Origin of the sequence: Bacillus sp. NEAU-242-2, from assembly GCF_027853835.1 — a bacterium.
GTDB classification, from domain to species: domain Bacteria; phylum Bacillota; class Bacilli; order Bacillales; family Bacillaceae; genus Bacillus; species Bacillus velezensis.
Genome location: NZ_JAPNNY010000002.1, coordinates 493,170 through 518,667 on the forward strand (window position 1 = coordinate 493,170; position 25,498 = coordinate 518,667).

A 25,498-nucleotide genomic window follows, 5' to 3' on the forward strand; every position below is an offset into this window, starting at 1 on the left:
CTTTCACCATATGAATTTAGTAGAACACTGCAAAATAATACTATTCCCGCAGATTAAAATAGCAAAACCAATTTAAGCATCAAAAAGTACTTCTTATCAATAAATAAGAAGTACTTTGATGGTTTTTCACTCAATCTATTATATTTCCGTATTACACCCCGGCAATTTCTTTTTTAATCTGTGTGGTGGAAATGCCTTCGGTTCTAGGGAGATAGATGACTTCGCATTGATCTTTAAGGAAATCGAATTTGCCTTCCCAATCGTCTCCCATTACGAACACGTCGATGTTGTGATCCGCTACGTCACGTACTTTTTGATCCCAGCTGTTTTCCGGAATGACTTCGTCGACATAACGGATCGTTTCCAGAATCAGCTTTCTGTGTTCATAGCTGTGGTAGGCCTTTTTTTGTTTTTGCAGGTTGAACTCGTCTGTTGAGATGGCAACAACTAGGTAATCTCCAAGCTGCTTTGCGCGCTCAAGCAGTTTAATATGACCCCAATGCAGTAAATCAAACGTTCCGTAAGTAATGACCTTCTTCATGAAACAAAAGCTCCTTTCTATCATCATACGTATAACAAGCAACTGCCCTGAAATGCTGCGCAGCTGTATCCTTAATCACTAAAGTGCCAATTTCGTACTCATGGAACCTCATTATATCACATAGCCCTGAAAAGGTTAAGCCAATGTAAAACGAAGTTAAATTCCACTTATTAACAAATGTTATTACAATAGGAGTTTAGCAGGGTTTTTGCGCGGTTGATTAAAGAAATTGTTATCTTATTTATATTTTTGTAAAACTATTGTTAAGTTTATCTGAAGGTATTATGTTAAAATAAAGCTTAGCCTAAGTCACGAAAAAATGAAAGAAAATCCCGTACAAAAAGGAGGACGGCAGATGCAGACTGAAATGGTGCACAACCTTTCTTATGTTAATGGAAATTTACAGGAGTTTATTTCATATTTAGACACTTATTATATCGCACAAAAGCAAGGAGCCGTCATTGCGACGGTCAACCCTGAGATCGGATACGCTGCTGCGAAAGACAAAGGTTATCATCAAGTCATTTCTTCCGCGGATTTCGTCCTGCCGGATGGTATCGGCGTCGTGTTAATGTCACGTTTGACGCAGCACCCGCTGAAATCAAGAATTGCGGGATTCGATGTATTTCTGTCGCTGCTTGGTCTCGCAAACCGGCAGTCTAAAAAAATATTTTTATACGGAGCTAAGCAAGACGTGCTTGACGCCGTTTTGGACCGGATCGGCAAAGAGTATCCGAATATTGAGGTTGTCGGAGCCAGCAACGGTTATGAAGCGGATAAACGCTTCGTCGCCAAACAGATTTCCCGGGCGAAACCCGATCTCGTGTTTGTCGCCTTAGGATATCCCCATCAGGAACAATTTATTTATGAATACAAACATCTTTTCCCTCAGGCTGTATCGATCGGTTTGGGCGGAAGCTTTGATGTGTTCAGCGGAACGGTGAAACGCGCCCCTGAATGGATGATCAAAACGAATCTGGAATGGCTGTACAGACTGGTGACGAATCCGTGGAGATGGAAAAGGATGCTGAACATTCCGAAGTATGCTTTTACCGTTTTGAGAAATAATAAATCAAATAAAAGCCTGTATTCCAAGCAGGCAGAAGATCAAACGAAACAGCTTTAAACAAATAAAACAGCAAAAGAGATTGGTAATCTATGAACTTGCGATCTTTATTCGCCGCTTTTTATTCTATATATCTGTCTGTTCTGGGCGTTTTGTTCAAGCCTGTAAAGCCCAAGAACCATCTGACCCTGCTGGTATCTTTTGAAGAGAATGCACAGGCTCTCATCCGCTCTTACAAAGCGCACGCTGAATCGCTTTCTTATGAAATGACGGTTTTGTATACGAGACACGCCGTCAGTCTGAAAAAAGAGCTGGAAGGTCTCGGCTCTTTTTATCTGAACGAAAAACATCCGCTGCATCTTTTGAAGGCAGTTTTGATCCTTTTTAAGAGCAAAGCGGTGATAACGGATAACTATTTCCTCATGACAAGCGTCTTAAACCGCCGGCCGCAAACGACATGCATTCAGGTGTGGCATGCGAACGGCTCTTTGAAAAAGTTCGGCCTTGAGGATGTGACGAATCAAAACCGTCCGGCATCAGACATCAGCCGTTTTAAAAAAGTGTACCGCTCGTTTGACTTTGTCACCGTCGGTTCAGACGCGATGGCTGACGTTTTTAAAAAGTCGTTCGGCATACGGGACGGCCAGCTGTTAAAAACGGGTGTCCCCCTGACTGACGTGTATTATGAAGAACACAAGCCCGAACTGAAGCACAAATGGCCGAAAAAAATCATCCTGTACGCACCGACATTCAGGGATTATGATATGCAGTCCTTTCGGCTGCCATTCACCGAAGAACAGCTCACAAACGCGTTAAACGGAGAGTATATGCTGCTTGTAAAGCTTCATCCTGCCGTTTTGCATCATATTTCGGCTTCGTTTGAAAGCGAATTGATCAAGAACGTGTCTGACATGCGTCTTCATGATCTCTTGAAAGCGGCTGATATTTTAATTACGGATTACTCTTCCGTGCCTTTTGAATTCGCGCTCTTAAATAAACCGATTTTCTTTTTCACGTATGATCTGGAGGAATATGATCGAAAACGCGGTTTAATCGACAATTATACTTCCGTCATTCCCGGAAAAGCTTGTCATGACAGCGAAGCTCTTCTGGAGGAAATGACGAAAAAGCCATTTCGTGCAGAAGAAATGAAGCGGTTCTCGGACAAATGGAATATGTATTCAGATGGGAATTCGAGTGAAGCGTTATTAAAATTTGCGGAAACAAAAATGAAAAATTGCGCTGAAGCACCTGCCTGAATCTGAGGCGGGTGTTTTTTGCATGAAGAAAGGGCTGAAGCATGCACTTCAGCCCTTTTTTTATACTTTCATATACACGGGAACATCATAGTAAAGCGTATAGTCATCCAGCAGTGAGTATAAGCTGTACATGCGGTTTACCTGCTTATACGCCCAGCCGATGTCTGTCGCATACTGATGAGCCGCGGCTGGAGACCATCTCATTTTATACAGCGTATCCTGCTCGTATGAAGGATTGTGAATATAAGACGCACCGATAAATTGGGCTCCGCCGATAATCGCGGCTTCCGGAGTAAACCAGCCTTGCTTATACGCGTATTGTGCGCCGTAGTAATTCGGGTTGCTGTCATAAGCCCCGATGCCGTACATGTTGTAAACCTTTTTACCATTATACATAATGCCGTTCGCAAGCTCTGACGTGCCATTGCCCGTTTCAAGCAAAGCATGCGAAATCAAATACACTTCATTGATGCTGTATTTGCCGGCGGCTGTAATAAAGGCCTGGCCTTTTCCTGTCAGTATTCCTTTATTGACCAGCACTTTTTGATTCAGTTCCGATGCGTTCAGTCCGGCTGTCTGAGAGAGCTTCAGAAATTGAAAGTAATACTTGCTGTCTTGTGCGAAGTGAGCCGGATTGACGTACTGCCCGACTTCGTCACTGCTGGCGTTTCTCCAGCCCATACTGAGTTTGGCCCAGCCGTTTGTCTGGCCTGTGATGCTGACTTTATCGCCTTTTTTCAACTGCCCGATAATATTGCCGGAGCTGACTTCCGGGGTTGACCGGACGTTCAGGACGTCGGCTGTGACCGTTCCGGAGGCCGTATTGATGTACGTAAGCGATGCATAAGCCGCGGCATCAGTCTGCGGGCTGACTGTCATTTGTTTTTTGACCATATCTGCCAGCGAGATGTTGTAATTGGTATTCATGATTTGCGGTCCGTTTTTTATTTTCAGAATAGCCATCGTCCATCCGTACAGCTTTTTCAGCTTTTGGGAGGCGGCGTCCGCTGACTGCGCTCCCGTGAATTGATCGCGAATGCGGAGTTCATAAACCGGATGGCTTTCACTCGTATAGCCGGCCTGTAATTGTTTGGCGCTGAAAAAGCTCATGCTTTTATTTAAAACGGTTTTACTGCTGAATTTTTCGGTTTTGATGACGTACTGTGCGGAGCCGGTTTTCCCCGTCTCCTTCACAGTGCCGGCCGCTTTGTTTTGCTTGAAAAAAGCAGTCACGCGGTCAATGTCTTCCTTCTTAAGCAGCGGTGCCGTTTCAATTCTGAATTGTGTATACGCCGCTTCACCTGTTTTCTGTGCGGAGGCGGATACTTTTTTCCCTTTAAAAAAATCCAGCGATTGATTGATCTTTGCCGTATCAAGCAGTGATTCGGTTGTGACTTGGTACGTTGTGTCCGTCTGCTTGGATATCGTTTTTGAAATGGCAGTCAGTTTATATCCCGCCAGCAGATTCAATCCTTTTTTTATCTTCGACTGGTCTGCCGTCTGCTGAGAAAGCAGCTGATATTCGTTTTCTGCTGTTTTTCCCGCCGCTGTTCTTGCCGTCTTTACATGCTGCTGGCGGAAAAACGCCTCCGTTTGTTCTGCCTTTGCAGCGGTAAGCTGCCCTGCCGTGATCCGGTAAACGGACACTGATGCTGTCTTTTTGACAGGCGATGCGTCGCAATGCCATTTTTTCTTTTTAAAGAAAGCTTGCACGCTTTGCAGCTGTTTAGCCGTCAGTCCGCTCATCGCGACCGTGTAATTATTCTTCTTGCCGGCTTTTTGATAGCTTCCGCTGACACCCGTATTCTTCTTGATTTGGGTGATAGCATTTTGTACGGCGCTTACTCCGTTAAAATATCCTGACTGCACGTTATACACGGTTGCTGTTTTGCTTTGGGCATACTTTTGAACGTTCCCTTTGACGCCTGTTTTCTGCTGCAGCTGTTTCGCTAAACCTGCCGCATCAGTTGCATTTGAAATGCCAGAGGCTGTCACGGTGATATTCGGACTGGCCTTTGCCGTGACTTTCAGCGACGACTGCAATCCTGTTTCCTTTTGAAAATCAGTTTGAATTTGAGCGGCTTTTTGATCGCCGGAGATTGTTCCCGATTGGATCTGAAACCGGGCTGTTTCCCGTTTGATCTGACGGTATGACGCTTTCACGCCCGTCTGCTTCGTCAACGCTTGCGAGAGCGCTTTTGCATCCGCATCGGCCGCCATCTCAGAAGTCACGACCTGCATATACGGCTGTTTTGTCCCCGCCGGCTTGACGGCGCCGGTCACGCCCGTTTTTTTCGTCAGTTCGGCAAGAAGATTTTTCGTCTGCCGCTCGTCTGATAGAACGCCTGATGTGACGGTCACGTACGGCTGTTTGCTTCCGCTTGCGCTGTAAGTGCCGGCCACGCCCGTCTGCTTCGTAAAGTCTTTCAGCACGGTTTTCGCATCCGTTTCATCGTGTAAGCCTGAAGCTGAGATTTGATAAGTGAGCGGCGCATTTCCGGCTTTCTTTGCGTCAGCCTGCCACCCCGTATCCTTTTTCAATTTCGCTGCCGCTTGAAGCGCCTCGTTCTCAGAAGCAAATTGCTGCTTCGTTTCCAGCTCGTAAACGGAGTAGTCGCTGTATGCGGCCTCGGCGTGCTGTGTAACGGTGCTAAAGACAAGGAAAACGGCGGACAATAACATAGGTGCAACAAATCTCTTTTTCATTCCTTCTCCTCTTTCTGATTCAATTGGTTTCTATCAAACTAGTTTATTTATCGGCCCGCTTTCTTCATTTTTACAGAGAGAAATCATCCAATTATCCAAATAAAAAAAACTTAATCCCAGAGCTGGGATTAAGTTTGGTTTTATATATGAGAAACGATGATCGTGCAATCTCCGTTTATCGTAAAGTCAGGCATCTGATCCGGCAGTATGAAATGCGCGCCTTTTTCAAGCTTGGCGGACTTGCCTTCAAAGATGATGGAGCCGCTTCCTTCTGTGACGCTGCACAGCATAAACGGAGCGTCCTGGGTCATTTCCGCCGTCCCGCTGATATCCCATTTGTATACAGAAAAATATTCTCCCTGCACAAAGGTTTTAATGGTGATGCCTTTTCTCGTTTCAGTTGATTCATCCAAAAATCCGTCCACATGAGGAACGGTGGCGGCGTTGACGGCATCGCGGATATGCAGCTCACGCGCCCCGCCGTTTTGATCTGTACGCCCGTAATCATATATCCGGTAGGCGGCGTCTGAATTCTGCTGTATTTCCAGCACGAGCGCCCCGGCGCAAATGGCATGGATGGTTCCGCTCGGCACATAATAAAAATCGCCGGGTTTAATCTTCACGCGGCGCAGCAGGCCTTCCCAGTCACCGCTGTTAATCATGGTGACAAGTTCCGCTTTCGAACGGGCCGTATGACCATATACGATTTCCGCATTTTCTTTACAGTCAATAATGTACCAGCACTCAGATTTCCCCGTTTCGCCCTGTCCATGCTCCTCGGCGTCATAATCGTCAGGATGGACTTTAACGGACAGATGATGTTTGGCGTCCAGTATTTTCGTCAGCAGCGGAAACCGGTCCCCTTCCGTTCCGCCGAATAACTCTCTATGCTGATCCCACAGGTCCATCAAGGTTTTCCCTTGATACGGACCGCTTTTGACCGTGCTCATTCCGTGCGGATGGGCTGATATCGCCCAGCATTCGCCGGTTGTTTCTGAAGGTATGTCATATCCGAATCGTTCGCGTAATAACGTGCCGCCCCATATTTTTTCTTTACATACAGGCTGTAGAAAAATCGGCTCTTGCGTCATGTTCGTTCCCCTCCCCTTAAAAAGCGGCTCATATCCCATTCCCCCTGTGTCTTTTTTAAAACACGGAGGGAGCCGCGGTTAAAAACAATATGTATAAAATGGCTGACCTGCTCATTATACCATTCGGATGGGGCGGAATGCTCAGTCATTTCCTATTCCAGAATAAAATGCCTTGTTTGTCGCAAATTAAAATAACTGATGGAAAGGGGGGAACATTATGACGATACATGCGGAGCTCGGCAAAAACCTTGAAGCGCTGAAAAAACGGATCGGCCAAAGCGATGACATGATGTTTTATTCGTTTACGTACGGAAACGGCAAATGTGACGCCTGCCTTATATATATAGACGGACTGACCGACAATCAATTGCTTGCGGAATATATTATTTCGCCCGTGCAGGCGGCCGCCCTGCATCAAGAGGAACCGGCTGAAATACCGCCGTCATCCATCTCTTTCGGCTATCGTCACACCCGGCTTTCTTCACTTAAGGACGCGGAGGCAGACATTTTTTCCGGCAAATCGGTTTTGCTGGCGGAGGGATGGGAGGAAGCCCTTTCGTTTGAAACGGAAACATTTAAAATGCGTGATATTGAAGAACCGGCTTCAGAAGTGCTTGAACGGGGGCCTAGGATAGGTTTTGTCGAAAAGCTCCGAACGAACACGGCGCTTTTGCGCGAGCAGTCCGGTGATCCCAACCTCCAGATCAAAGAGATCACACTCGGCGAACGGACAAAAAAGCGGATCGCCGTTGCCTACATTCGGGATATTGCGCCTGATGAGGTTGTAAAAGAAGTGATGAAAAGACTGGATTCGATCACCATTGATGACATTCCGGAATCAGGAACGATCGAGCAGCTTATTGAAGATAACACGTATTCCATTTTCCCGACCGTCTTGACGACCGAACGGCCCGACCGGGTTATGGGCGCTCTTTTGGAAGGAAGGGTCTCCATTCTTGTAGACGGAACGCCTTTTACCCTTTTGGTGCCGGCTACCATTGATGAATTTATCCACTCACCTGACGATTATAATCAGCGGTGGGTTCCGGTTAACTTTCTCAGACTGCTTCGGTATACATGCATTTTAATCACGATTTATTTACCCGGCCTTTACATATCGCTCGTTACGTTTCACACGGGGCTTTTGCCGACGAGAATGGCGGTGACGATTGCCGGAAGCAGATTGAATGTTCCGTTTCCCCCTTTTGTTGAAGCGTTTATTATGATTTTTACGATTGAGATGATCAGAGAAGCCGGACTCAGGCTGCCGAAGCCGATCGGACAGACGATCGGCCTGATCGGGGGCGTGGTGATCGGGCAGGCCGCCGTTCAGGCGAACATCGTCAGCGCGATGATGGTCATTATCGTATCCGTTACGGCATTGGCTTCTTTTACGGCGCCCTCCTATGCGTTCAATTTTCCGCTGAGACTCATCCGTATTTTTTCGATGATTTTGTCGGCGATATTAGGTTTATACGGACTGATCATGTGTTATCTGCTTGTCGTCGGCCATCTGATGCGCCTGAAAAGCTTCGGCCAGGACTATCTTATTCCGATCATGGCGCAGCCGGGACAGGACTTAAAAGATACGATCGTCAGACTGCCGACGCCTCTTTTGAAAAAACGGCCGACCAGAAAAGAGACGAAAGATAAAATCAAGCAAAGGTGATCACCATGAAAAAACCGGAAGACAAGCTGTCGTTTATGCAGACACTTCTCATGGTAAGCGGAACAATGATCGGAGCGGGCGTGTTAACACTGCCGCGCTCCGCCGCAGCAGCGGACAGTCCGAGCGGATGGATCATTATTCTTGTGCAGAGTCTCGTGTTTATCGGCATCGTCCTGCTCTTTATGCCGTTTTTGCAGAAAAACAGCGGGGAAACCATTTATGAGCTGAATCAAAGCATCATGGGACGCGCCATCGGTTCTCTTCTGAATTTATTCATCAGCTGTTATTTTGTCGTCACCGTCTGTTTTCAAGCCCGTTTTCTCGGTGAGGTCATCAATTACTTTTTACTGAAAAATACGCCGATGGGTGTCGTTATATTCATCTTTCTGGCGGTCGGCATCTACCATGTGACCGGCGGGGTCTATCCCATTTCAAAACTCTATGCTTATCTCTTTCCGATTGCGATCGTCATTCTGATTGTGCTGCTCATATTCAGCCTGAGACTGTTTAAGCTGGATTTCGTCCGCCCGGTCTTGGATGGGGGCTACAAAAGCTTTTTTGAGCTGTTTCCGCGGACCCTTCTGTACTTTTCAGGACTTGAGGTGATTCTTTATCTGGTGCCGTTTATGAAAAATCCGAAGCAGGCGAAAAAGGCTGCCGTCTTCGGCATCGCATGCGCAGGCTTATTTTACAGCTTTACGCTGCTTGTCGTAATCGGCTGTATGTCGATCGCTGAAGCCAAAACGGTGACATATCCGACCATTTCCCTGATTCACGCCTTGGAAATCCGCGGTATTTTCATCGAAAGGTTTGATATCTTTCTTTTAATTACGTGGACATGCCAGCAGTTCACCTGTATGCTCGGTTCTTTTAAAGGAGCGCATCTCGGATTAAACACCATTTTCAAACTGAAAAATAAAAACAATGCCTGGCTGCTGGGGGGCTTATTGGCAGTGACATTCGGCCTTTCAATGTACCCCGATGATATCAACAGTGTGTTTGCATTTGCGAATATTCTCGGATATGCGTTTTTTGCCGTCATTATGATTCCTTTTCTCATCTGGTTTGTCAGCTGGATGAAAAAAATAGCCGGGAGGAAACAGACGTCATGACACATTTCGTAAAATGGGCGGCGGCGCTTTTCATACTGATGACGCTTTCAGGGTGCTGGGACGCGAAGGAAGTTGAAAAGCTGTCTTTCGCCCGGGGGCTGGCGATAGACGAGACGAGTGACCGCCGATATAAATTAACCTATCAAAACCTGCTGCCCCAAAGTGAAAACAGCCAGGCTTCCGGCCGGCCCGTGTTTGTCAATGTGACGTCGCGGGGGGATACCATTCTTGAAGCCGTCAGTGAAGTCGCTTTAAAAGATCCGCCCGTTTACAGCGATCATTTAAAAGTGCTGATATTCAGCGACAAATTGCTGGCCGACCAAAATATACTCCAGATGATGAATCATTTTATCCGCGATGATGAATTAAGGCGGAGCAGCTATCTCTTCGCGGCAAGAGGTAAAGCGTCCGATATTCTGACGGAGCCGACGCCGAATCAGCAGCAGCCCATGCCTGCGGAAAAGCTGATCGACCTTACGAACAACGGCGGCTACAACGGGAAGATTTTAAAACCGCTCCGAATCGGGAGAGCTTCGATTTACTGCCATAATAAACTCAGTTTTCTCATTCAGGCCGTCAGCAATCAAAAAGGAAAAACGGTGTATGACGGAGCGGCCATTATCAAAAACGCAAAACAAAACAGATTGGCGGGCTTTCTGTCATCATACGAAGTACAGAGCCTGAATTGGCTGACGGGGACGATACGGGGCGGCGTGCTGCCCGCTTTGGATAAAGGGGGGCACCCGATTACCTTCGAAATCAAAAAATCAACATCCTCCATCACCCCCCTGCTGAAAAACGGGAAGCTGTCATTTCATGTAGCGGTGAAAACAAAAGGACTTTTGTCAGAGGATCAATATGCCGGAGAAGATTCATTCGATCAGCACTATTTAAACGGGCTGGAAAAGATTTTCGAAAAAAAACTGAAAAGCGATATGAAAGAAGTCATCGATAAGCTGCAGAATCAATATGAAACGGACCCTGTCTTCTTTTCTGACAGAGTCCGCATTCAATATCCCGACTATTGGAAGAAAGTAAAGCACCGCTGGGATGAGACCTTCTCCGAAGCGGCCTTTGACTATGATGTTTCCATTCAGATTACCAACTTCGGAACGATGGGACGGTAGCCTTCAGCGTTTTTTTTCGACACGAAGGAGAATCTGATAAATCCGGCTTTGTTCGGGCAGCTGTGTCACCGGAAATTGCATCGATTGCGCCATTCGTGTGATTTCCTGTAAAAACAGCTGCACACGCTCATCCACGTGAACATACGTATAGGACTGCTTTTTCACGTCAAATGTCTCTTCCGGAAAGAGCGTGCGCACCGTCTGCGGCGTAAAAAACCGCAAGTGGGTGCGGTCGAGAATACCGGCGTCTCTGTATGTCCAGTCACCGAGCAGAAGCGGGAACAGCGCTTCGGCGTGGGAAATATTCGGAATGCTGCAAACGATTGATCCGGCAGGCGACAAATAGGATGAGTACGTTTCAATGACGCGCCACGGGTCTTTTAAGTGCTCAAGGATGTCCGCGAAAATGATGCAATCAAAAAAGCCTTCCGGATAAGGCAGCTTCACTTTTTCGACATCTTCCTGCAGCACCGCTTCATAGTGTCCTTTTGCCGCTTGCGCCGCCAGCGGGTGCAGTTCTATTCCGTACAGTTCGCAAGGCTGTCTGTTTTGAAGTTCCAGCCCCGTAGCTCCCGCACCGCAGCCGACATCAAGTATCCGTTTCGCCTCCCGGGGAACGAGCTCCGCAATTTCCGGTCTCGGATGAGTAAAGTACGTAAAATCAGTGCCCCATTTTTCCGTAAAACGCTGGCGGTTCTCCGAATATAACTGATTGATATTGATATCCTGATTAGCCGTAAACGTCGCATGCCCGTGGTGATGCACAAAGGCATCGAGAGCGATGTGCAGGCTGTATCCTTTTTGCAGGGCGCGCAGACATAGGTCATCATCTTCAAAAGAACCGTATCCGAATTGCTCATCAAACGGGCCGATGTCTTCAATGACGCTTTTTTTCACCAGAAGACAGAAGCCGACAAGGCGCAGCACCCGCTTTGTTTGATGCTTTTCCCGTGCGCAATACGCCTCCGCGAATGACTCCAGCTCATCAAGCGATTGATACGTGTCATGGATCATTTGCGCGCCGCTGACATAGTTGCTGACGGGCCCGACCATACCGGTTTTTTCAGATTGATACAGCACCCTCAGCATGGAGGTGAGCCAATTTTTCGTGACCATCGTATCGTTGTTCAGAAACAGCAGATTTTCTCCCCCTGCCGCTTCGATTCCCTGGTTGCACCCCTTGGCGAACCCGAGGTTTTTTTCATTAAGGATGACTTTGACGTCAGGCAGATTTGATATGTATTCTCTCGTTCCGTCTGAGGAACCGTTGTCAACTATAATCAGTTCAATCTTATCTTTGTCGGTGTATCGTTCAATGCTGGCCAGACATTTTTTCGTCAGCTCAAGTTCATTATATGTAAGGATAATAATACTCGTTTTCACCGGCATCCCCGCCTTTATCGTGACTTTATACAACGTATGACATATCCCCGTCATTTATGTGACCGTGCGGGCGCCCGCACGCATCCGTTTTGAGGGGCCGGTGAATAACCGCCCCCCTAAAACTGAATATTACAGATGAACTGTCCGCCGATTTGATTCTGATCCCGAGCCTCCGTTACGGCTTTTCAGATCCTGCTCAATTTCTTCAAGGCTTTTCCCCTTCGTCTCGGTCACTTTAAACCGGACGAACAGGAATGCCATTATTCCGATAGCGGCATAAATGAGAAATAAATAGCTGATGCCGACTGCTTCCATTAGCATCGGATAGGTTAATGAGACAATCAATGTTCCGGCATGCAGCATCAAAGTGGAGACACCCGTCCCGATACCCCGGACATGCAGCGGGAATAATTCAGGAAGCATGACCCACACGGCAGGCCCCCAGCTGACCGCAAACACAATGATAAACAGGCCTAAACAAATCACCGTTGTCCATGATGCGGCTGCTGAATGTTCAAAGAAAAGATTGACCGCGGCCAATACGAGCAGACTGATGACCATGCCCGCATTTCCGGCCAGCAGCAGCGGCTTCCGGCCGATCTTATCAATGACTTTAATAGCCGCAAGCGTCATGATGACATTGACGGCGCCGATTCCGACCGTTCCCAATATAGACGCGGAATTGCCGAACCCGACACTGGTAAATGTTTTCGGTGCGTAATAAATAATTGTATTTGTCCCGATGAATTGCTGCAAAAAGGCAAGTCCGAGGCCGGCAATCAGCGCGGGTCTCACCCACGGCTCAAACAATTCTTTCAAGCCGCCTTCGTTTTCCTTTTCCGCTTCTTTCATCTGATCAATCTCATCATCAATATTCTTCGTTCCCCGCAATGATGAAAGGATTTCTCTTGCTTTCTCTTCTTTGCCGATCGTAAACAGCCAGCGCGGGCTTTCCGGCATAAATAAGATTCCGATCAGCAGAATGACTGACGGCACAACCGCAAGTCCAAGCATCCAGCGCCAAGCGCCTGCATCGGCAAATATATAGTTCACGATATAAGAAACGAGGATTCCGACCGTAATCATCAGCTGATTCAGCGAAGAAAGCGCCCCCCGTTTATGCTTCGGAGCCAGCTCCGATAAATAGAGCGGGACGATCGTTGTAGATGTTCCGACAGCAAGTCCGAGAATAATCCGGAAAAGAACCATCACCCCTGTATTCGGGGCAAAAGCGACTCCTAAACCGCCTATACAAAACAGCAGCGCCGCTCCCATGATGGCCTTCCGCCTGCCGAACCGGTCGGTCAGTTTGCCGGCGAATCCCGATCCGAGAATCGCCCCCGCCAATAACGAACTGACGACGAGGCCTTCTGTAAAGGCGTTCAATCCCAGTTCTTTTTTCATAAACAAAATAGCTCCGGAAATGACTCCGGTATCATATCCGTATAACGCGCCCCCGAGAGCGCCGAAAAAATAGAGCCATTTATTCGAGTGTATGCTTTTCATGTTATATAGACTCCCTTCATCCAACGCTGTATCCGCGCGGAATTGTTCTACTGCTTCTTTTGCCTGTTTCCGATCGTTTCAAACCTTCCGCACCGTTAATATCCATTATTTTACTGATTATTTTTCACAAAGCGACGAAACATTTCCCGCTTCCTGCCGTCCAATATAATGTGAACCTGATGCAAAAATAACAGTAGATGTTGTCGAAATAGAGAGAAAGATTTAGAATTTTCTCATTTGCAGAGTTGCTCCGAGTCAACAATTATGGTACGCTTCACAAAGAATAGAAACGAGAGGTAATGATATGGAAGAACGATCTCAACGCAGAAAAAAGAAAAGACGCCTCAGAAAATGGGTGAAATTTGTACTGGTATTCGCCGCTTTCTTATTGGTGATCGCCGGTTCCGTCGGCACCTACGCATTTGTGAAATTGAATAATGCGACCAAAGAAGCGCACGTCAGCCTTGACCGCGGCGACCAGTCCGTAAAACGGATCAAAGAATTTGACCCGAAGAAGGATTCTTTCACCGTATTGCTTTTAGGAATAGACGCCCGTGACAATAAGGGTGAATCAGTAGATGACGCAAGAAGTGACGCCAACGTGCTCGTCACCTTCAACCGGAAAAAGAAAACAGCGACAATGCTCAGCATTCCGCGGGATTCCTATGTCAACATCCCGGGACACGGCTATGACAAATTCGCGCACGCACATGCTTACGGCGGTTATAATTTAACTTATAAAACAGTAGAAAACATGTTTGATATTCCGGTAGATTATGTGGTTGAGAGCAACTTCGACGCGTTCCGCGATGTCGTCAATGAGTTGAACGGCGTTACGGTAAATGTGAAAAGCCAGAAAATTGCCGATCGTATTAAAGTCGATACAAAAGGAAAAGTCGTGCTGAAGCCGGGCGTCCAGACGCTTGACGGTGAGCAGGCACTGGCTTATGTAAGAACACGCAAAGCGGACACCGATCTGATGCGCGGACAAAGACAGATGGAAGTGCTGAGCGCCATTATTAAAAAATCTAAATCGTTAAGCTCGATCCCATCGTATGACGATATCGTCGACAGCTTAGGGAAAAACTTGAAAATGAACTTATCTCTTAATGACGCCATCGGTCTGTTCCCGTTTATCACATCGCTGAAATCGGTGAATTCTTTGCAGCTGACAGGTTCAGACAGCTACATTTACACTCCTCAGTACGGCAAAAATATTTATTACTTCAAGCTGAATGAGGAAAACCTTCAAGAAGTAAAAACGAAATTAAAAAATGATTTAGACGCGTAAGATGTCACGGCGGGATTAGCAAATCCCGCCGTTTTTCTGTTGAAAAAAAGGACATGAAGGTATAGCCTTTTAACTGACGGCTTTCTGCTGATTTCGCACAAAGCTGAACATACTACATGAAGCAGCTTTATTTTTAAGGAGGGCATCCATACATATGAAATTGATAGCCATTGACTTAGACGGCACATTACTGAATTCGGACAGTGTGATTTCTCCGGAAAACAGAGCGGCTTTACAAAGAGCGGATGAAGCGGGCATTCTCGTGGCCATCTGCACGGGCAGAGCCACGTTTGATGTAAAAGCGCTCTTAAAGGATTTGGATATTCCGATCATTGCGGCAAACGGCGGGACAGTCCATGACAAAGGATACCGCCTCGTCAGCCGCCTCTTAATGGATCAGCAGGCCGGAAAGGATATCGCCGCTTATTTAACGAACAAAGACATTTACTTTGAGGTCTATACAGATGATCATCTGCTGTCCCCGTTTGACGGCGAGTCCAAACTGCAGGCAGAACTGGACATTCTGAAAAGCGCCAATCCCAAGGAAGATATTCAGACATTATGGGAGGGCGCAAAGACGCAGTTCAAACAATTCGGCATTAAACCCGTACAGGATATACAGGCGATTTTTAACGGAGACGAACATGTTTACAAGCTTCTTTGTTTCTCTTTTGATATGGAAAAATTGAGAAACGCCAAAGAAGAAATTACACATCATCCGAAATTATCCCAGACATCTTCCGGAAAACACATTATCGAAATCCTCCCTGCCGGTTCCGGAAAGGGACGTGCTCTGACGGAGCTTGCCTCACTGTACGGAATTGAAAAACAGGATATTTACGCCATCGGCGACAGCCCGAATGATTTCTCCATGTTTGAAGCGGCGGGAAACCGCATCGCCATGGGCAATGCGATTGATGAACTGAAAGAAAAAAGCACGTATATTACAAAAAGCAACGATGAAAACGGCGTCGCATATTTCATCAACCGGCTTCTCGACAACGGGCAATAAAAGGTAAAAGCCAGGTCTTTCACGGCCTGGCTTTTTCATGTTTTCTAAAAAAGAAATTTCCAAAATTGAAAATAAATTGTAAGATAAAGAAAAAAGGAGTTTCATGATGTCGAATGCAATCGCTATTATAGGATTTTTAGCTTTTCTCTGCGCAGTCGGATACGGAATGTTTCATCTCATATGCAAAGCGGCAAAATAAGAAAAACATTTTTCAAAAAAGCTGTTTTGGCCTCTTCTCATCGGCGGATTTATCCTGCTTCTGACCGGTGCATCCCTCGCAGAGCCGGACGCCTCGGCCGTGAAGGCAGAGGAGAAATACAGCACCCTTGATACCGCTTATCAAAAATTGACGAAGGAACACCAGGCGCTTGAGAAAAAATATGAAAGCATCAGTGCCGCGGCCGAAAAGGAGAAATCCGAAGCTGAAGCTGGCAACGAAGAAAAACTCAGCAAACTCAGCCAAGAGATAAGCGAGCTGAAAAAAACAAACAAATCACTCAAACAAGACAATGAGAAATTAAAAAATTCACATAAAAAGCTCGAAAAGACCGCTGAAACGCTTCAGTCAGAAAATAAAACTTTAAAGCGGCAGAAAGCAGAAACAAAATCCGAAAACGCGGAAACGGCGCAAAACAACGCCCCTTCCTCCGGCGGACATGCCGAAACGAAAGCAGCCGGCACCTCACAGGGATGCGACATTAAAGGCAGCCGGAACGGCATTTATCACACACCGGGAAGTACTTACTATGACCGGACGACAGATCCCGCGGAAATGTTCTGTTCTGTAGAGGATGCGGTAGCGGCCGGATACAGAGCGCCGAAACGGTAAAAGAAAAAGACGTCAGAGACACTCTCTGACGTCTTTTTTTACGGAAGCCGGATGCCGCCCGCATATTTGTCCTTCCAATAAGCGCTTGTGTTCATATTTGTTATGGTAACGCCTGCGGAGACGGTGACATGAATCACTTGTCCGTTCCCGATATAAATGGCCGGATTCAGGCTTTCCGCTTTAAAGAAGACCAGATCGCCGGGCTTCAGATCTTGTTTATCGACCGGAACGCCCGCCTGCATCTGCTTGTCGGCATAACGCGGCAGGCTGATTCCTTTCGCTTTTTGATAGATGTATTGAACAAATCCCGCCGTATCAAAGCCGGTTTCCGGTGAAACGCCGCCTTTCAGATAAGAAATTCCGATATGATCGGCCGCTGTGGACACAACGGGATTGTCTTTAGAAATGGCTAAATTGCTGAATCGGCGCACCCCTGTGAAATGTTTTTTCCAATAATCTTCCGCCAAGTAAGAAATGGTGACTTTTTCGGAGCGGCTTGCTTGGATGAACCTTCCCTCTCCCGCATAAATGCCCGCATGGGAAATTCCTTTTTTATACGTGTCGCTGAAATAAATCACGTCCCCGGGCTTTATGTCGCTCAGTTTGATTTTCTCACCGACCAGCCACTGCTGTTCCGCAGATCTCGGCAGGTAAATGTGAAGCTTGTTTTCAAAAACATATTGGACCAGACCCGAACAGTCGAATCCCGCCTCGGGCGTGCTTCCGCCGAATACATACGGAATGTCGAGGTAACGGGCTGCCTCCTGAACGATCGGATCATCAGCCAGTTCCGGATCTTTTGTCATCCGCTTTGCGCCAAGATATAAATTCATCCAATAACTGCTTTTTTGAAAGCGTGTGACGGTTACGCCTTCTGACGGAGAACTGTGTATCATCTCTCCGTTTCCGATATACAGACCGTCATGGACAGGCGTATTTTGTGTTGAATCCGACTTTTTGAAAAACACAAGATCTCCCGGTAAAAGGTCATTTTCTTTGACGGCGGCTCCGACTTTCCATTGATCACTGACCGTTCTCGGCAGATGGATGTTCTGCCTGCTGAAAAGATAATGCATCAATCCGGACGGATCAAAACCGTCCTCAGGCTCTTCGCCTCCGTAAACATATTTATTTCCGACAAGTTTTTGCGCGTCTGAAACGATCAGGACAGAAACTTGAGAATCCGCTTCGGCAATTTCCGTTCTCGTTACTGCAGGTGCCACAAGACAAATCATAAGGCCGGCAAGGATGTACTTCCTCCAGCTTGTGAGCATGTTTTCTATTCACTCTCCTCATTTTTAGTAGTTTTTACATCGGTAACTTTTAACAAATGTTTAGGAGAGCACAAAAAAAAGAATGCCCGATATGGGCATTCTTTACTGGATTCGGAACAAACAATATGCCGGCAAGCGGAATCATGAGCTTATTTTGCGCCCGCTGTGTCCTCTTGCTGAATTTTTTGCATTTCCGTGTCAATTTTTTGTTTTTCCTGATCTGTGAGCTGATCATTGTATTTAAACGCAGACATAAACATAAATACCATAATGATCGCGGCAAACGGCCATCCTGCTTTAATGATTTTCATTTGTTTTTCACTCCGCTTTCTTTTTTAAGATATCGCTGTGATCCACATCAAACGTTAATTTTCCATCCTTGACGCTCCACTTGAAATTCGATTCTTTCGTCAGTTCACGTACGATCGTTTTATGATTGATGCTGCCTTTTTTAACCGGTGCAGGCGTTGCTTCATGAATGTTCATCGGCATGACTTCAAAGCGTCCCGTGCCGTTTTTCTGCAGATGATATTGAACAAGCGCCGTGTCTCTCGTTCTTGTCCACCCCTGGTCAAATACGAAGTTGCCCAGGCTGTAGAAAATAACGGTGCCGTGGTACATTTCGATCGGTTCCAGCACGTGCGGATGGTGTCCGACGATAATATCCGCTCCGGCATCTGACATTGCTCTTGCCAATTGGCGCTGTCTGTCATTCGGATCATTATCGTATTCCTGTCCCCAGTGTGTTTGAACAATGACAAGATCGGCTTTCTTTTTGGCTTTAGAAATCATCGGAATAAACAGCTCTGGATCGGCCGGAAGCACACCCGGCGCATTTCGTTTAGCTGCAAAACCTTTTCCGGAAACATCAGTGAAACCCAGTGTTGCGATTTTGATTCCGTTTACATCTTGATAAGAAATGTTCTGCTCGGCTTCCTTCAGCGTGAGGCCCGCTCCGACAAGTTCAAGATTTTGCTTTGAAAACTCTTCAACCGTATCCCGCATTCCTTGAGGGCCGTAATCCATCGCATGGTTGTTGGCTGCCGTGAGAACGGTGAAATTCATGTCCTTCAATACTTTTACGGCATCTTTGTTTGACTGAAGGTGGATATTTTTTTCTGCTTCTTTGTAGTTCTTTTTATATGTAACCGGGTTTTCAAAGTTCCCCGACACATAGTCGGATGCTTCGAAGAATGGCTTTGCGTAACGGAAGACACTCTCCGTGCCTTTATGCTTTGTCACTTTCTCGACATTCCGGCCCATCATAATATCTCCGACGAATGAAGCTGATACAAGGTCATCGGCATTTCTTTTCACACTCGGCGTTTCCGCCTTCCCTGTCAGGATGCAGACGAACATCAGGCAAAAGACGATCGGCAGCGCGATAAAAACGTGAAGATTGGTCTTCTTTTTCTGCTGTTTGGTCAGCTTCAGCAGTTTTTCTTGAAAGCTTAATTGTTTTTTCATCGTTTGACACACCTTACATTAGATTAAGTAGTAAGCAAACATAATGGCAAAAGTTGCGCCGCTTAAGAACAGCGTGCTGGCGAATGTAATCGTTAATCCCTGTTTCTGAATGGTATTGGCGATCAGACCCGGTACGATGATACCGATTCCGCGGAATTCTGATATCTCAAACGGTACGATCGGGTAAAGAAAATCAAGGGCGATTTTTAAGCAGATTCCCGTTATCAGCATAGCTGCGAATTTTCTGCGTCCGTACAAAATCATAAATCTGGATAAACCGTATTTGACGATCACGTATGTAAGAAGACTCACTAACAATACGAGTAAAATAAAGACCGGCTGGTTAAAAACGAGCCCTAAATAACCCGGCACGACTAAACCGGCAGGTACGATACCTGTTTTTTCCGCGAAAATTAAACTGATTAACACGCCTAAAATAAGTGAAATGTATAAATCTGATCCGAACATTTATCCTTTTCCTCCTAGCTAACGAGCTGTTTCACCTTATACTCTTGGATTTTTTCAATTAATGGTTCCGCTGAACCGTGGATATTGCCGACGCCATATATGACACGGTTTTGCATTCTTGTTTTCAGCACGTCCATGATTTCGTCTGTTGATTTATATTCCAGATCGTGCAGTGTATCGGCAGGAATCTTGCCTTCTTCATAAGCTCTGACGATCGGTTCTGTCGTTTCGCCGATGAGTATGAGTTCCTTCGTTTTAATGTACGGAAGCACGTCGTTTGCGAACTGAATCGTTCTGTCCACACGGTCGGCGCGGCAGTTCATGATGACGATCGGTTCATCTGTCGGGTAGCCGATTTCCTTTACACGTTTCCATATATTTAAAGTAGAAGATGCATCATTTGCGGCAAAGCCGTTTACGAAATGACCGGGCTCCTTCGTGCTGAGCAGCGGCAGGATTCTCATGGCGCCAGGATCAGGCGGCGCATTCAGCATTCCTTTAAACGCCGTTTCTTCATCTATCCCAAGAGCCTGGGCAACGCCGAGCGCCAGGGAAGCGTTATCAGGAAAGACCATATATTCAAATTTTCGAAGGTATTCATCTGTAATTTTAGAGTTATCCGCAATAATGACCTCGGTATTCCGCTCTGCGGCTTTTTCTTTAAAGAAGTCTGTGTATTCACTGTCTGTAATGACAAGGTGACCGTTATACGGTATCGTCGCGGTAAAAGCTTCAGCTATTTCATCAAGCGTCGGCCCCATGACATCCATATGGTCTTCAAGCACATTCACGATGACGCCGATGTTGGCTTGAAGGAGTTCTTCCTGAAAGATAATCTGATAATCCGGGTTTACCGCCATACATTCACTGACAATGGCATTGGCGCCCCGTTCTACGGTTTCCTTCATTACTTCTTTTTGCTCGCCGATATTCGGGCCCTGCGGTTTCCGTTTGATCGGTTTCTCCTCAGGTGTATCCCAATAGATCATCCTTGCATCTGTTCCCGTCGTTTTTCCGACTGTTTTGTAGCCCGCCTCCATCAGTATTCCGGTCGTCAGCCTCGTTACGGTTGACTTTCCGCGGATACCATTAATATTGACGCGTACTGGCAGAGCATCGATATTCTTCTGATGCCGCCTTTTTTCAATGATTCCGATGATTAGTACGGCAGCACAGGCTATAATGAGTAACCACATTGATTTTTGACATCTCCTTCTGTATTGATAAATTCATTCATCAGTATATAGCTTCACTATGAATTCTCAATCGGCATTATGTAACATAATCTTCCCGCTTTCACTGAGCCAAACTTCTCTATTAGTGACGCTATTCTTCCTATGATCGAATTGCTTTTTTTGGGAATAGGCAGGACTTCAACCTTACTTCAATTTTTCAAAAGAAAAATGAATGCGTTTACATTTCCACACAGAAATTCATTTGGACCAATGGGACTATACGCGTTCCGGAAGAAAAAGATGTAATGATAATCCATCTTTTACAGCCTGTTATATCAGCGTTTTCCGCACTGCGCATACGTTTCGGGACTCTATGTCCGCTGTATGCAGACTGCCTGTTTTGTTAAGGATAAGGTCTTAAAGTCATTCATTTTTCCCCCGTATCCTGCTTTCAGTCCCATTCCAAAATAACTAGCGGAATGACTGGTACGTGACAGAAAAAGACGGGTCCGGAGTGTTTACAAGAAATACACATTTTATATGCGGAAAGCCTATCTCCTTTTAAAGCATTTACAGGACATTTATCACTCTTTTGAAATAATTTTAATAAATCTTTATATTCGTTCAAGAAAAGTTCATCCATAATTGTGAAGTTCATGGAAAAAAGCAAGCAGTATCAAGAAATTCCTTTAATTTATAAAATGCATAAAAAAGGAATACCCGCTGAAAACTACAGATAACCGGGAAAGGAGGCGGTCTGATGTCTGCGGATAAACAAAACAAACGGATTCCCGGCGATTTTGAATCGGCTGTACGGAAAATGCAGGAGCTGATGTGTGTTTGCGGCGATTTTAAAATACGAAGGATCAAACTGCAGGACCGTCATACCGCTTTCTTTTATATTGAACAAATGATAGAAGAACAGAAGCTGAATGAGTTTCTGTTAAGCGACACCCTGCAGAACGGTCCGCTTGAGGAAACGATGAATGCCGTCAGCAGTGCGGAAACGGATGAAACCAGAAAACTCATTGACGGGATTTTGGCAGGCCAGGTTGTTTTTCTCAGCGATGCGTCAAGGAAAGCGAAGCTGTTTTCCGTCGGGCAGAATCCGCTGCGTTCCATTATGGAACCCGAATCTGAAAGTATCGTCCGCGGCGCCCATGACGGGTTTGTGGAAAGTTTGGAAACGAACATTCATCAGCTGCGGTTTCACATACAGGACCGCCATCTCTCCGTTCATTATATGGATATCGGGGAAAGAGCCAAATCAAAGGTTGCGGTTATCTTTGTTGAGAATATCGCCAATCCGGAGATTGTGGAGGAAGTGAAGCGGCGCCTGTCATACCTGCGTATAGACAGCGTGCTTGCGCCCGGAATTATCGAGGAGTCGATAGAAGATAATTCGTTTTCCATTTTTCCGCAGATCGTTCATACGGAACGGCCGGATAAAGCAAAAGCATGCGTGATGGAAGGCTGTGTGCTGATCATGATGGATGGCAGCCCGTCGGCCTTGATTGCGCCGATCACGTTCTTTTCCTTTTTTCAATCGCCGGATGACTACAGCACGAGGTGGATTTCCGCCAGTTTTTTGAGAGTGCTGAGATTTTTCGCCTTTATGATCGCGATTACACTGCCCGCTTTTTATATCGCGCTGATTGCGTTTCATTTTGAAGTCATTCCCAACGATTTGATTATCACCATGAAAAATTCGATTGTTGATATTCCCTTCCCTCCGCTGATAGAGGCCATGATTATGGAGATTACGATTGAGCTGATCCGCGAAGCCGGTATCAGGCTGCCGAAACCGATCAGTCAGACGATCGGCATTGTCGGCGGTCTCGTGATCGGTGACGCAGTCGTTCAGGCGGGACTCATTTCTAATATGATGATTATCGTCGTGGCCGTTACGGCCGTTTCTTCTTTTGTGCTTCCTTCATATGAAATGAGCACGTCCATTCGAACGCTCAGATTTCCGCTTATGTTTCTGGCATCCTCGTTCGGTTTTATCGGCATCGCATTCGGCTTCGGACTTATTCTGATGAACCTGTGCAAGCTTGAATCCCTCGGCGTTCCGTATTTATCATCTCTGACGCCGTTTCATTTCAGTGACTTAAAGGATGCATTTATCCGGCTGCCGGCTTGGTTTATTAAAAGAAGGCCTTTTTATTTGAGACCGCAAGACTCAAAGCAGATGAAACATGTTCGGGGGTGGAGAAAAGATGAAGCCTAAAAAAATAAGCCGGCTTCAAGGCGTGTTTTTCATTAATCAGACGCAGATCAGCATCGGCATTTTGGCGCTGCCCCATTTACTGATGATGAAATCGGGAAGCAGCGGGTGGATTTCCATTCTGCTTACCGGATTGCTCGTCCAGCTTACATTCAGCCTGTATATGATATTATTCCACCGGTTTCCGAAGCTGAACCTGTACGAAATGCTGGAAGAGGTGTTCGGAACACTTGCCGGCAAAGGGGTGCAGGTGCTGTATATTTTATATTTCGCGTTCCTCTGCACGCTCATTCTTTCTGTATTTACACGGATATTGGATATCTGGGTGCTCCCTCAGACTCCGAATTGGGTGATCAGCCTAATGCTGATCCTCGGTTCTGTCTATATTGCCCAAGCTCCGCTGAATGCGATCGCGAGGTTCAGCTTTATTTTAACGCCGTTTTTGCTGCTGATCTCTCTGCCGCTTTTATACACGCTGGGAAAAGCCGATATCACATACATTATGCCGATTTTTCACGGAACCGCAAAAGACATGCTGACCGGGGTGCAGCAAACACTTGTCAGCATTACCGGCTTTCAGGCGGCGCTTGTGATCGGGCCCCTAATCAACTGCACCGTCAGCCAGCGCTACAAAATACTGACGATTTCAAACGGCTTGATTATCCTTTATTACCTGTATATCACTCTTACTTGCTTTGTCACCATCAGCCCCGAAGAAATAAAAATGATCCCGGAGCCTGTGCTGTACCTGTTAAAAACCGTTTCATTCAGAATTATCGAACGGACGGATCTGCTCTTTTTGACGTTTTGGTTCGTGACCGTCTTTTCAACGCTGGCCAACGTGTTTTACTTGGCAAGCACCGGCATCGCCAAGCTGTTCAATCAAAAAGATCACAGCCGGTTTGTTTATCCGCCGGCCCTGCTCGTCTTCCTTCTGTCTATTTGGGCCACAAGCACAGATAAAACGATACAGCAGCTGGATCAGTTTTTCCGCATTTCCGATATTGTGTTTGTGTATTTGTTTCCGTTGTTTATGGTATTGATTGTCCTTGTACGCAAAAAGGGTGTCCGCCATGCGCATTAAAAAAGCGGTTCTTATCAGTCTCATGTGCGCAAGCCTGACACTTGCGGGCTGCTGGGATCAAAATTTGCTGAAAGATATTTCTCTCGTGCTGACCGCAAGCCTTGATGTTGATCAGGACGGTAAAAATAAAATCGCCATCACCTATCGGAAGGTTCAGTCCTCCCAGGCGGAACAGGAAACGGGCGGCTCATTCATTACGACGGTGCTCAGCGCTTCCGGGCACACCATCCGTGAAGCGCGGTTTCAATTGGATAAGCTTGTCGACCAGCGCATTGACACGTCCAAGCAAAGAGTCTTATTAATCGGTGAGAAAATGGCGGAAAAACCGCTTTTTCCTTATCTCGATGTCTTTTACAGAGATCCGAAAAGTCCGCTTCTCGCTCATCCGGCGGTTGTAAAAGACGGCGAGGCGATTGAAGTGCTGAAGCTGATCGTCCGGCAGAAATTGATCGTCAGCAAGTATTTAACGAATTTATTAACAAGCGCTAATGCGGAATCAAATATCAGCATGGAAAATTTGCAATCCATCCGTTCAAGCATGCTGACGGCTGATAAGGATTTCGCCCTTCCTTATTTATCGATTAACGGACAGACGATAAAGGTAGAGGGTTCTGCCCTGTTCAGCGGCCAGCGGAAAGTGACTGAGGTGCTCGGTCAGGATTCGACCCTCCTGACCCTTTTAAGCGGGCAATTTAATAAATCGGCTAATATTAATCTGAAGCTGTGGGACAAATACAAAATGGATATTGAAAATTATCTTTCTCTCGGCATCACGGATGCCACGCGAAAGATTGTATTTATAGATACAGATCCGCAGCATATAAAAGTGAAAATCCGTTTAAAGCTGAACGCACGCGTCTTGGAATATCCGAAGGACAAGCTGAATTCTTATACGGCAATCAACCAAATGAACAAACAAGCATCAGCAAATTTGAACAGCCAGGCCAGATCGGTGATCAGCCATATTCAGGAGCACAACTCGGATATCCTCGGCATCGGCCGGAAATATCAAACCCATTATTATGAGCGGGGCAAGCGGCTCAATTGGCGTGAGGTCTACCCTTCCATCGAAATCGTCCCTGATATCAAAGTGAATATCTCGCAAATCGGCATCGTGAACTAAAAGAGACCCCGGTCTCTTTTTTTGTTGCCAACCGAAATGATTCGTGGTACTCTTTTTGTGTAAACGGTTACATAAATGAAGGAGGAGT

20 protein-coding genes and 1 pseudogene are annotated in these 25,498 nt (G+C 46.3%); 11 read left to right on the forward strand and 10 right to left on the reverse strand.

Translation table 11 applies throughout. The features are described 5' to 3' along the window. Nucleotides 1-151: 151 nt before the first annotated feature. Nucleotides 152-541 (reverse strand): glycerol-3-phosphate cytidylyltransferase, encoded by a 390-nt coding sequence (tagD, locus tag OWN49_RS07435; protein WP_003151361.1) that lies wholly within the window; start codon nt 539-541, stop codon nt 152-154. Nucleotides 542-896: 355 nt separating this feature from the next. On the opposite strand from tagD, the gene OWN49_RS07440 reads away from it, so the two are divergent. Next, on the forward strand, nt 897-1,667 hold the full coding sequence (locus OWN49_RS07440) for a WecB/TagA/CpsF family glycosyltransferase (protein WP_146275648.1): 771 nt from the start codon (nt 897-899) through the stop codon (nt 1,665-1,667). A gap of 32 nt (nt 1,668-1,699) precedes the next feature. Then, nucleotides 1,700-2,866, forward strand: a complete 1,167-nt coding sequence (locus OWN49_RS07445; RefSeq protein WP_025853551.1) for a CDP-glycerol--glycerophosphate glycerophosphotransferase — start codon at nt 1,700-1,702, stop codon at nt 2,864-2,866. Between the two features lie 60 nt (nt 2,867-2,926). Here OWN49_RS07445 and OWN49_RS07450 read toward each other — a convergent pair whose 3' ends face one another. Further along, nucleotides 2,927-5,572, reverse strand: a complete 2,646-nt coding sequence (locus OWN49_RS07450) for an N-acetylglucosaminidase (protein WP_176283567.1) — start codon at nt 5,570-5,572, stop codon at nt 2,927-2,929. 140 nt (nt 5,573-5,712) lie between these two features. Then, a complete protein-coding gene (gene manA, locus OWN49_RS07455) occupies nt 5,713-6,663 on the reverse strand; it encodes a mannose-6-phosphate isomerase, class I (RefSeq protein WP_176283568.1) in 951 nt (316 codons plus the stop codon). Between the two features lie 217 nt (nt 6,664-6,880). Here manA and OWN49_RS07460 point away from each other — a divergent pair, with 217 nt between their 5' ends. From OWN49_RS07460 to OWN49_RS07470, 3 genes are read left to right on the forward strand one after another with little or no spacing between them, the layout of a single operon-like run. Next, nucleotides 6,881-8,332, forward strand: a complete 1,452-nt coding sequence (locus OWN49_RS07460) for a spore germination protein (RefSeq protein WP_176283569.1) — start codon at nt 6,881-6,883, stop codon at nt 8,330-8,332. 5 nt (nt 8,333-8,337) lie between these two features. Further along, nucleotides 8,338-9,444: a GerAB/ArcD/ProY family transporter gene (locus tag OWN49_RS07465; protein WP_025853554.1), complete on the forward strand. Its 1,107-nt coding sequence runs from the start codon at nt 8,338-8,340 to the stop codon at nt 9,442-9,444. Next, complete coding sequence (locus OWN49_RS07470; RefSeq protein ID WP_025853555.1) at nt 9,441-10,571, forward strand: Ger(x)C family spore germination protein; 1,131 nt, start codon at nt 9,441-9,443, stop codon at nt 10,569-10,571. Before OWN49_RS07465 ends, OWN49_RS07470 begins: the two co-directional genes overlap by 4 nt. A gap of 3 nt (nt 10,572-10,574) precedes the next feature. On the opposite strand, the gene OWN49_RS07475 is transcribed toward OWN49_RS07470, so the two are convergent. Together OWN49_RS07475 and OWN49_RS07480 are read right to left on the reverse strand one after the other, a co-directional pair. Continuing rightward, complete coding sequence (locus OWN49_RS07475) at nt 10,575-11,987, reverse strand: bifunctional glycosyltransferase family 2 protein/class I SAM-dependent methyltransferase (RefSeq protein WP_176283570.1); 1,413 nt, start codon at nt 11,985-11,987, stop codon at nt 10,575-10,577. Between the two features lie 96 nt (nt 11,988-12,083). Then, the gene (locus OWN49_RS07480) at nt 12,084-13,460 is read right to left on the reverse strand and encodes a sugar porter family MFS transporter (RefSeq protein ID WP_077722946.1); all 1,377 of its coding nucleotides are present in this window, start codon (nt 13,458-13,460) and stop codon (nt 12,084-12,086) included. A 304-nt stretch (nt 13,461-13,764) separates the two neighbouring features. Between OWN49_RS07480 and OWN49_RS07485 the strand changes: the two genes are divergently transcribed. The 3 genes and pseudogenes from OWN49_RS07485 to OWN49_RS07495 all read left to right on the forward strand — a co-directional run bounded on the left by OWN49_RS07485 (nt 13,765) and on the right by OWN49_RS07495 (nt 16,592). Further along, on the forward strand, nt 13,765-14,751 hold the full coding sequence (locus OWN49_RS07485) for an LCP family protein (RefSeq protein WP_003151348.1): 987 nt from the start codon (nt 13,765-13,767) through the stop codon (nt 14,749-14,751). A gap of 154 nt (nt 14,752-14,905) precedes the next feature. Beyond that, nucleotides 14,906-15,763 (forward strand): Cof-type HAD-IIB family hydrolase, encoded by an 858-nt coding sequence (locus OWN49_RS07490; protein WP_025853558.1) that lies wholly within the window; start codon nt 14,906-14,908, stop codon nt 15,761-15,763. Between the two features lie 106 nt (nt 15,764-15,869). Continuing rightward, a pseudogene (locus OWN49_RS07495) lies at nt 15,870-16,592 on the forward strand (sunset domain-containing protein). A gap of 38 nt (nt 16,593-16,630) precedes the next feature. Here the strand turns inward: OWN49_RS07495 and OWN49_RS07500 are convergent. The 5 genes from OWN49_RS07500 to pgsB all read right to left on the reverse strand — a co-directional run bounded on the left by OWN49_RS07500 (nt 16,631) and on the right by pgsB (nt 20,997). Then, on the reverse strand, nt 16,631-17,866 hold the full coding sequence (locus tag OWN49_RS07500; RefSeq protein ID WP_025853559.1) for a C40 family peptidase: 1,236 nt from the start codon (nt 17,864-17,866) through the stop codon (nt 16,631-16,633). 149 nt (nt 17,867-18,015) lie between these two features. Beyond that, entirely contained in the window at nt 18,016-18,177 is a 162-nt protein-coding gene (locus OWN49_RS07505) for a hypothetical protein (protein WP_003151344.1), read from the reverse strand. A 7-nt stretch (nt 18,178-18,184) separates the two neighbouring features. Further along, nucleotides 18,185-19,333, reverse strand: a complete 1,149-nt coding sequence (locus OWN49_RS07510) for a CapA family protein (RefSeq protein WP_176283571.1) — start codon at nt 19,331-19,333, stop codon at nt 18,185-18,187. Nucleotides 19,334-19,351: 18 nt separating this feature from the next. Beyond that, on the reverse strand, nt 19,352-19,801 hold the full coding sequence (gene pgsC / locus OWN49_RS07515) for a poly-gamma-glutamate biosynthesis protein PgsC (RefSeq protein WP_003151340.1): 450 nt from the start codon (nt 19,799-19,801) through the stop codon (nt 19,352-19,354). Between the two features lie 14 nt (nt 19,802-19,815). Continuing rightward, the gene (pgsB, locus tag OWN49_RS07520) at nt 19,816-20,997 is read right to left on the reverse strand and encodes a poly-gamma-glutamate synthase PgsB (protein ID WP_003151337.1); all 1,182 of its coding nucleotides are present in this window, start codon (nt 20,995-20,997) and stop codon (nt 19,816-19,818) included. Between the two features lie 739 nt (nt 20,998-21,736). Here pgsB and OWN49_RS07525 point away from each other — a divergent pair. Genes OWN49_RS07525 through OWN49_RS07535 form a run of 3 tightly spaced genes read left to right on the forward strand, consistent with a single transcriptional unit; the run spans nt 21,737 to nt 25,410 of the window. Then, nucleotides 21,737-23,206, forward strand: a complete 1,470-nt coding sequence (locus OWN49_RS07525) for a spore germination protein (protein WP_077722948.1) — start codon at nt 21,737-21,739, stop codon at nt 23,204-23,206. Then, complete coding sequence (locus OWN49_RS07530; protein WP_071392385.1) at nt 23,196-24,287, forward strand: GerAB/ArcD/ProY family transporter; 1,092 nt, start codon at nt 23,196-23,198, stop codon at nt 24,285-24,287. Before OWN49_RS07525 ends, OWN49_RS07530 begins: the two co-directional genes overlap by 11 nt. Beyond that, nucleotides 24,277-25,410 carry a Ger(x)C family spore germination protein gene (locus tag OWN49_RS07535; RefSeq protein ID WP_025853562.1) on the forward strand — a complete coding sequence of 378 codons (1,134 nt, stop codon included), beginning with the start codon at nt 24,277-24,279 and terminating at the stop codon, nt 25,408-25,410. The genes OWN49_RS07530 and OWN49_RS07535 overlap by 11 nt, the downstream gene beginning before the upstream one ends. The last annotated feature ends 88 nt before the right edge of the window (nt 25,411-25,498 follow it).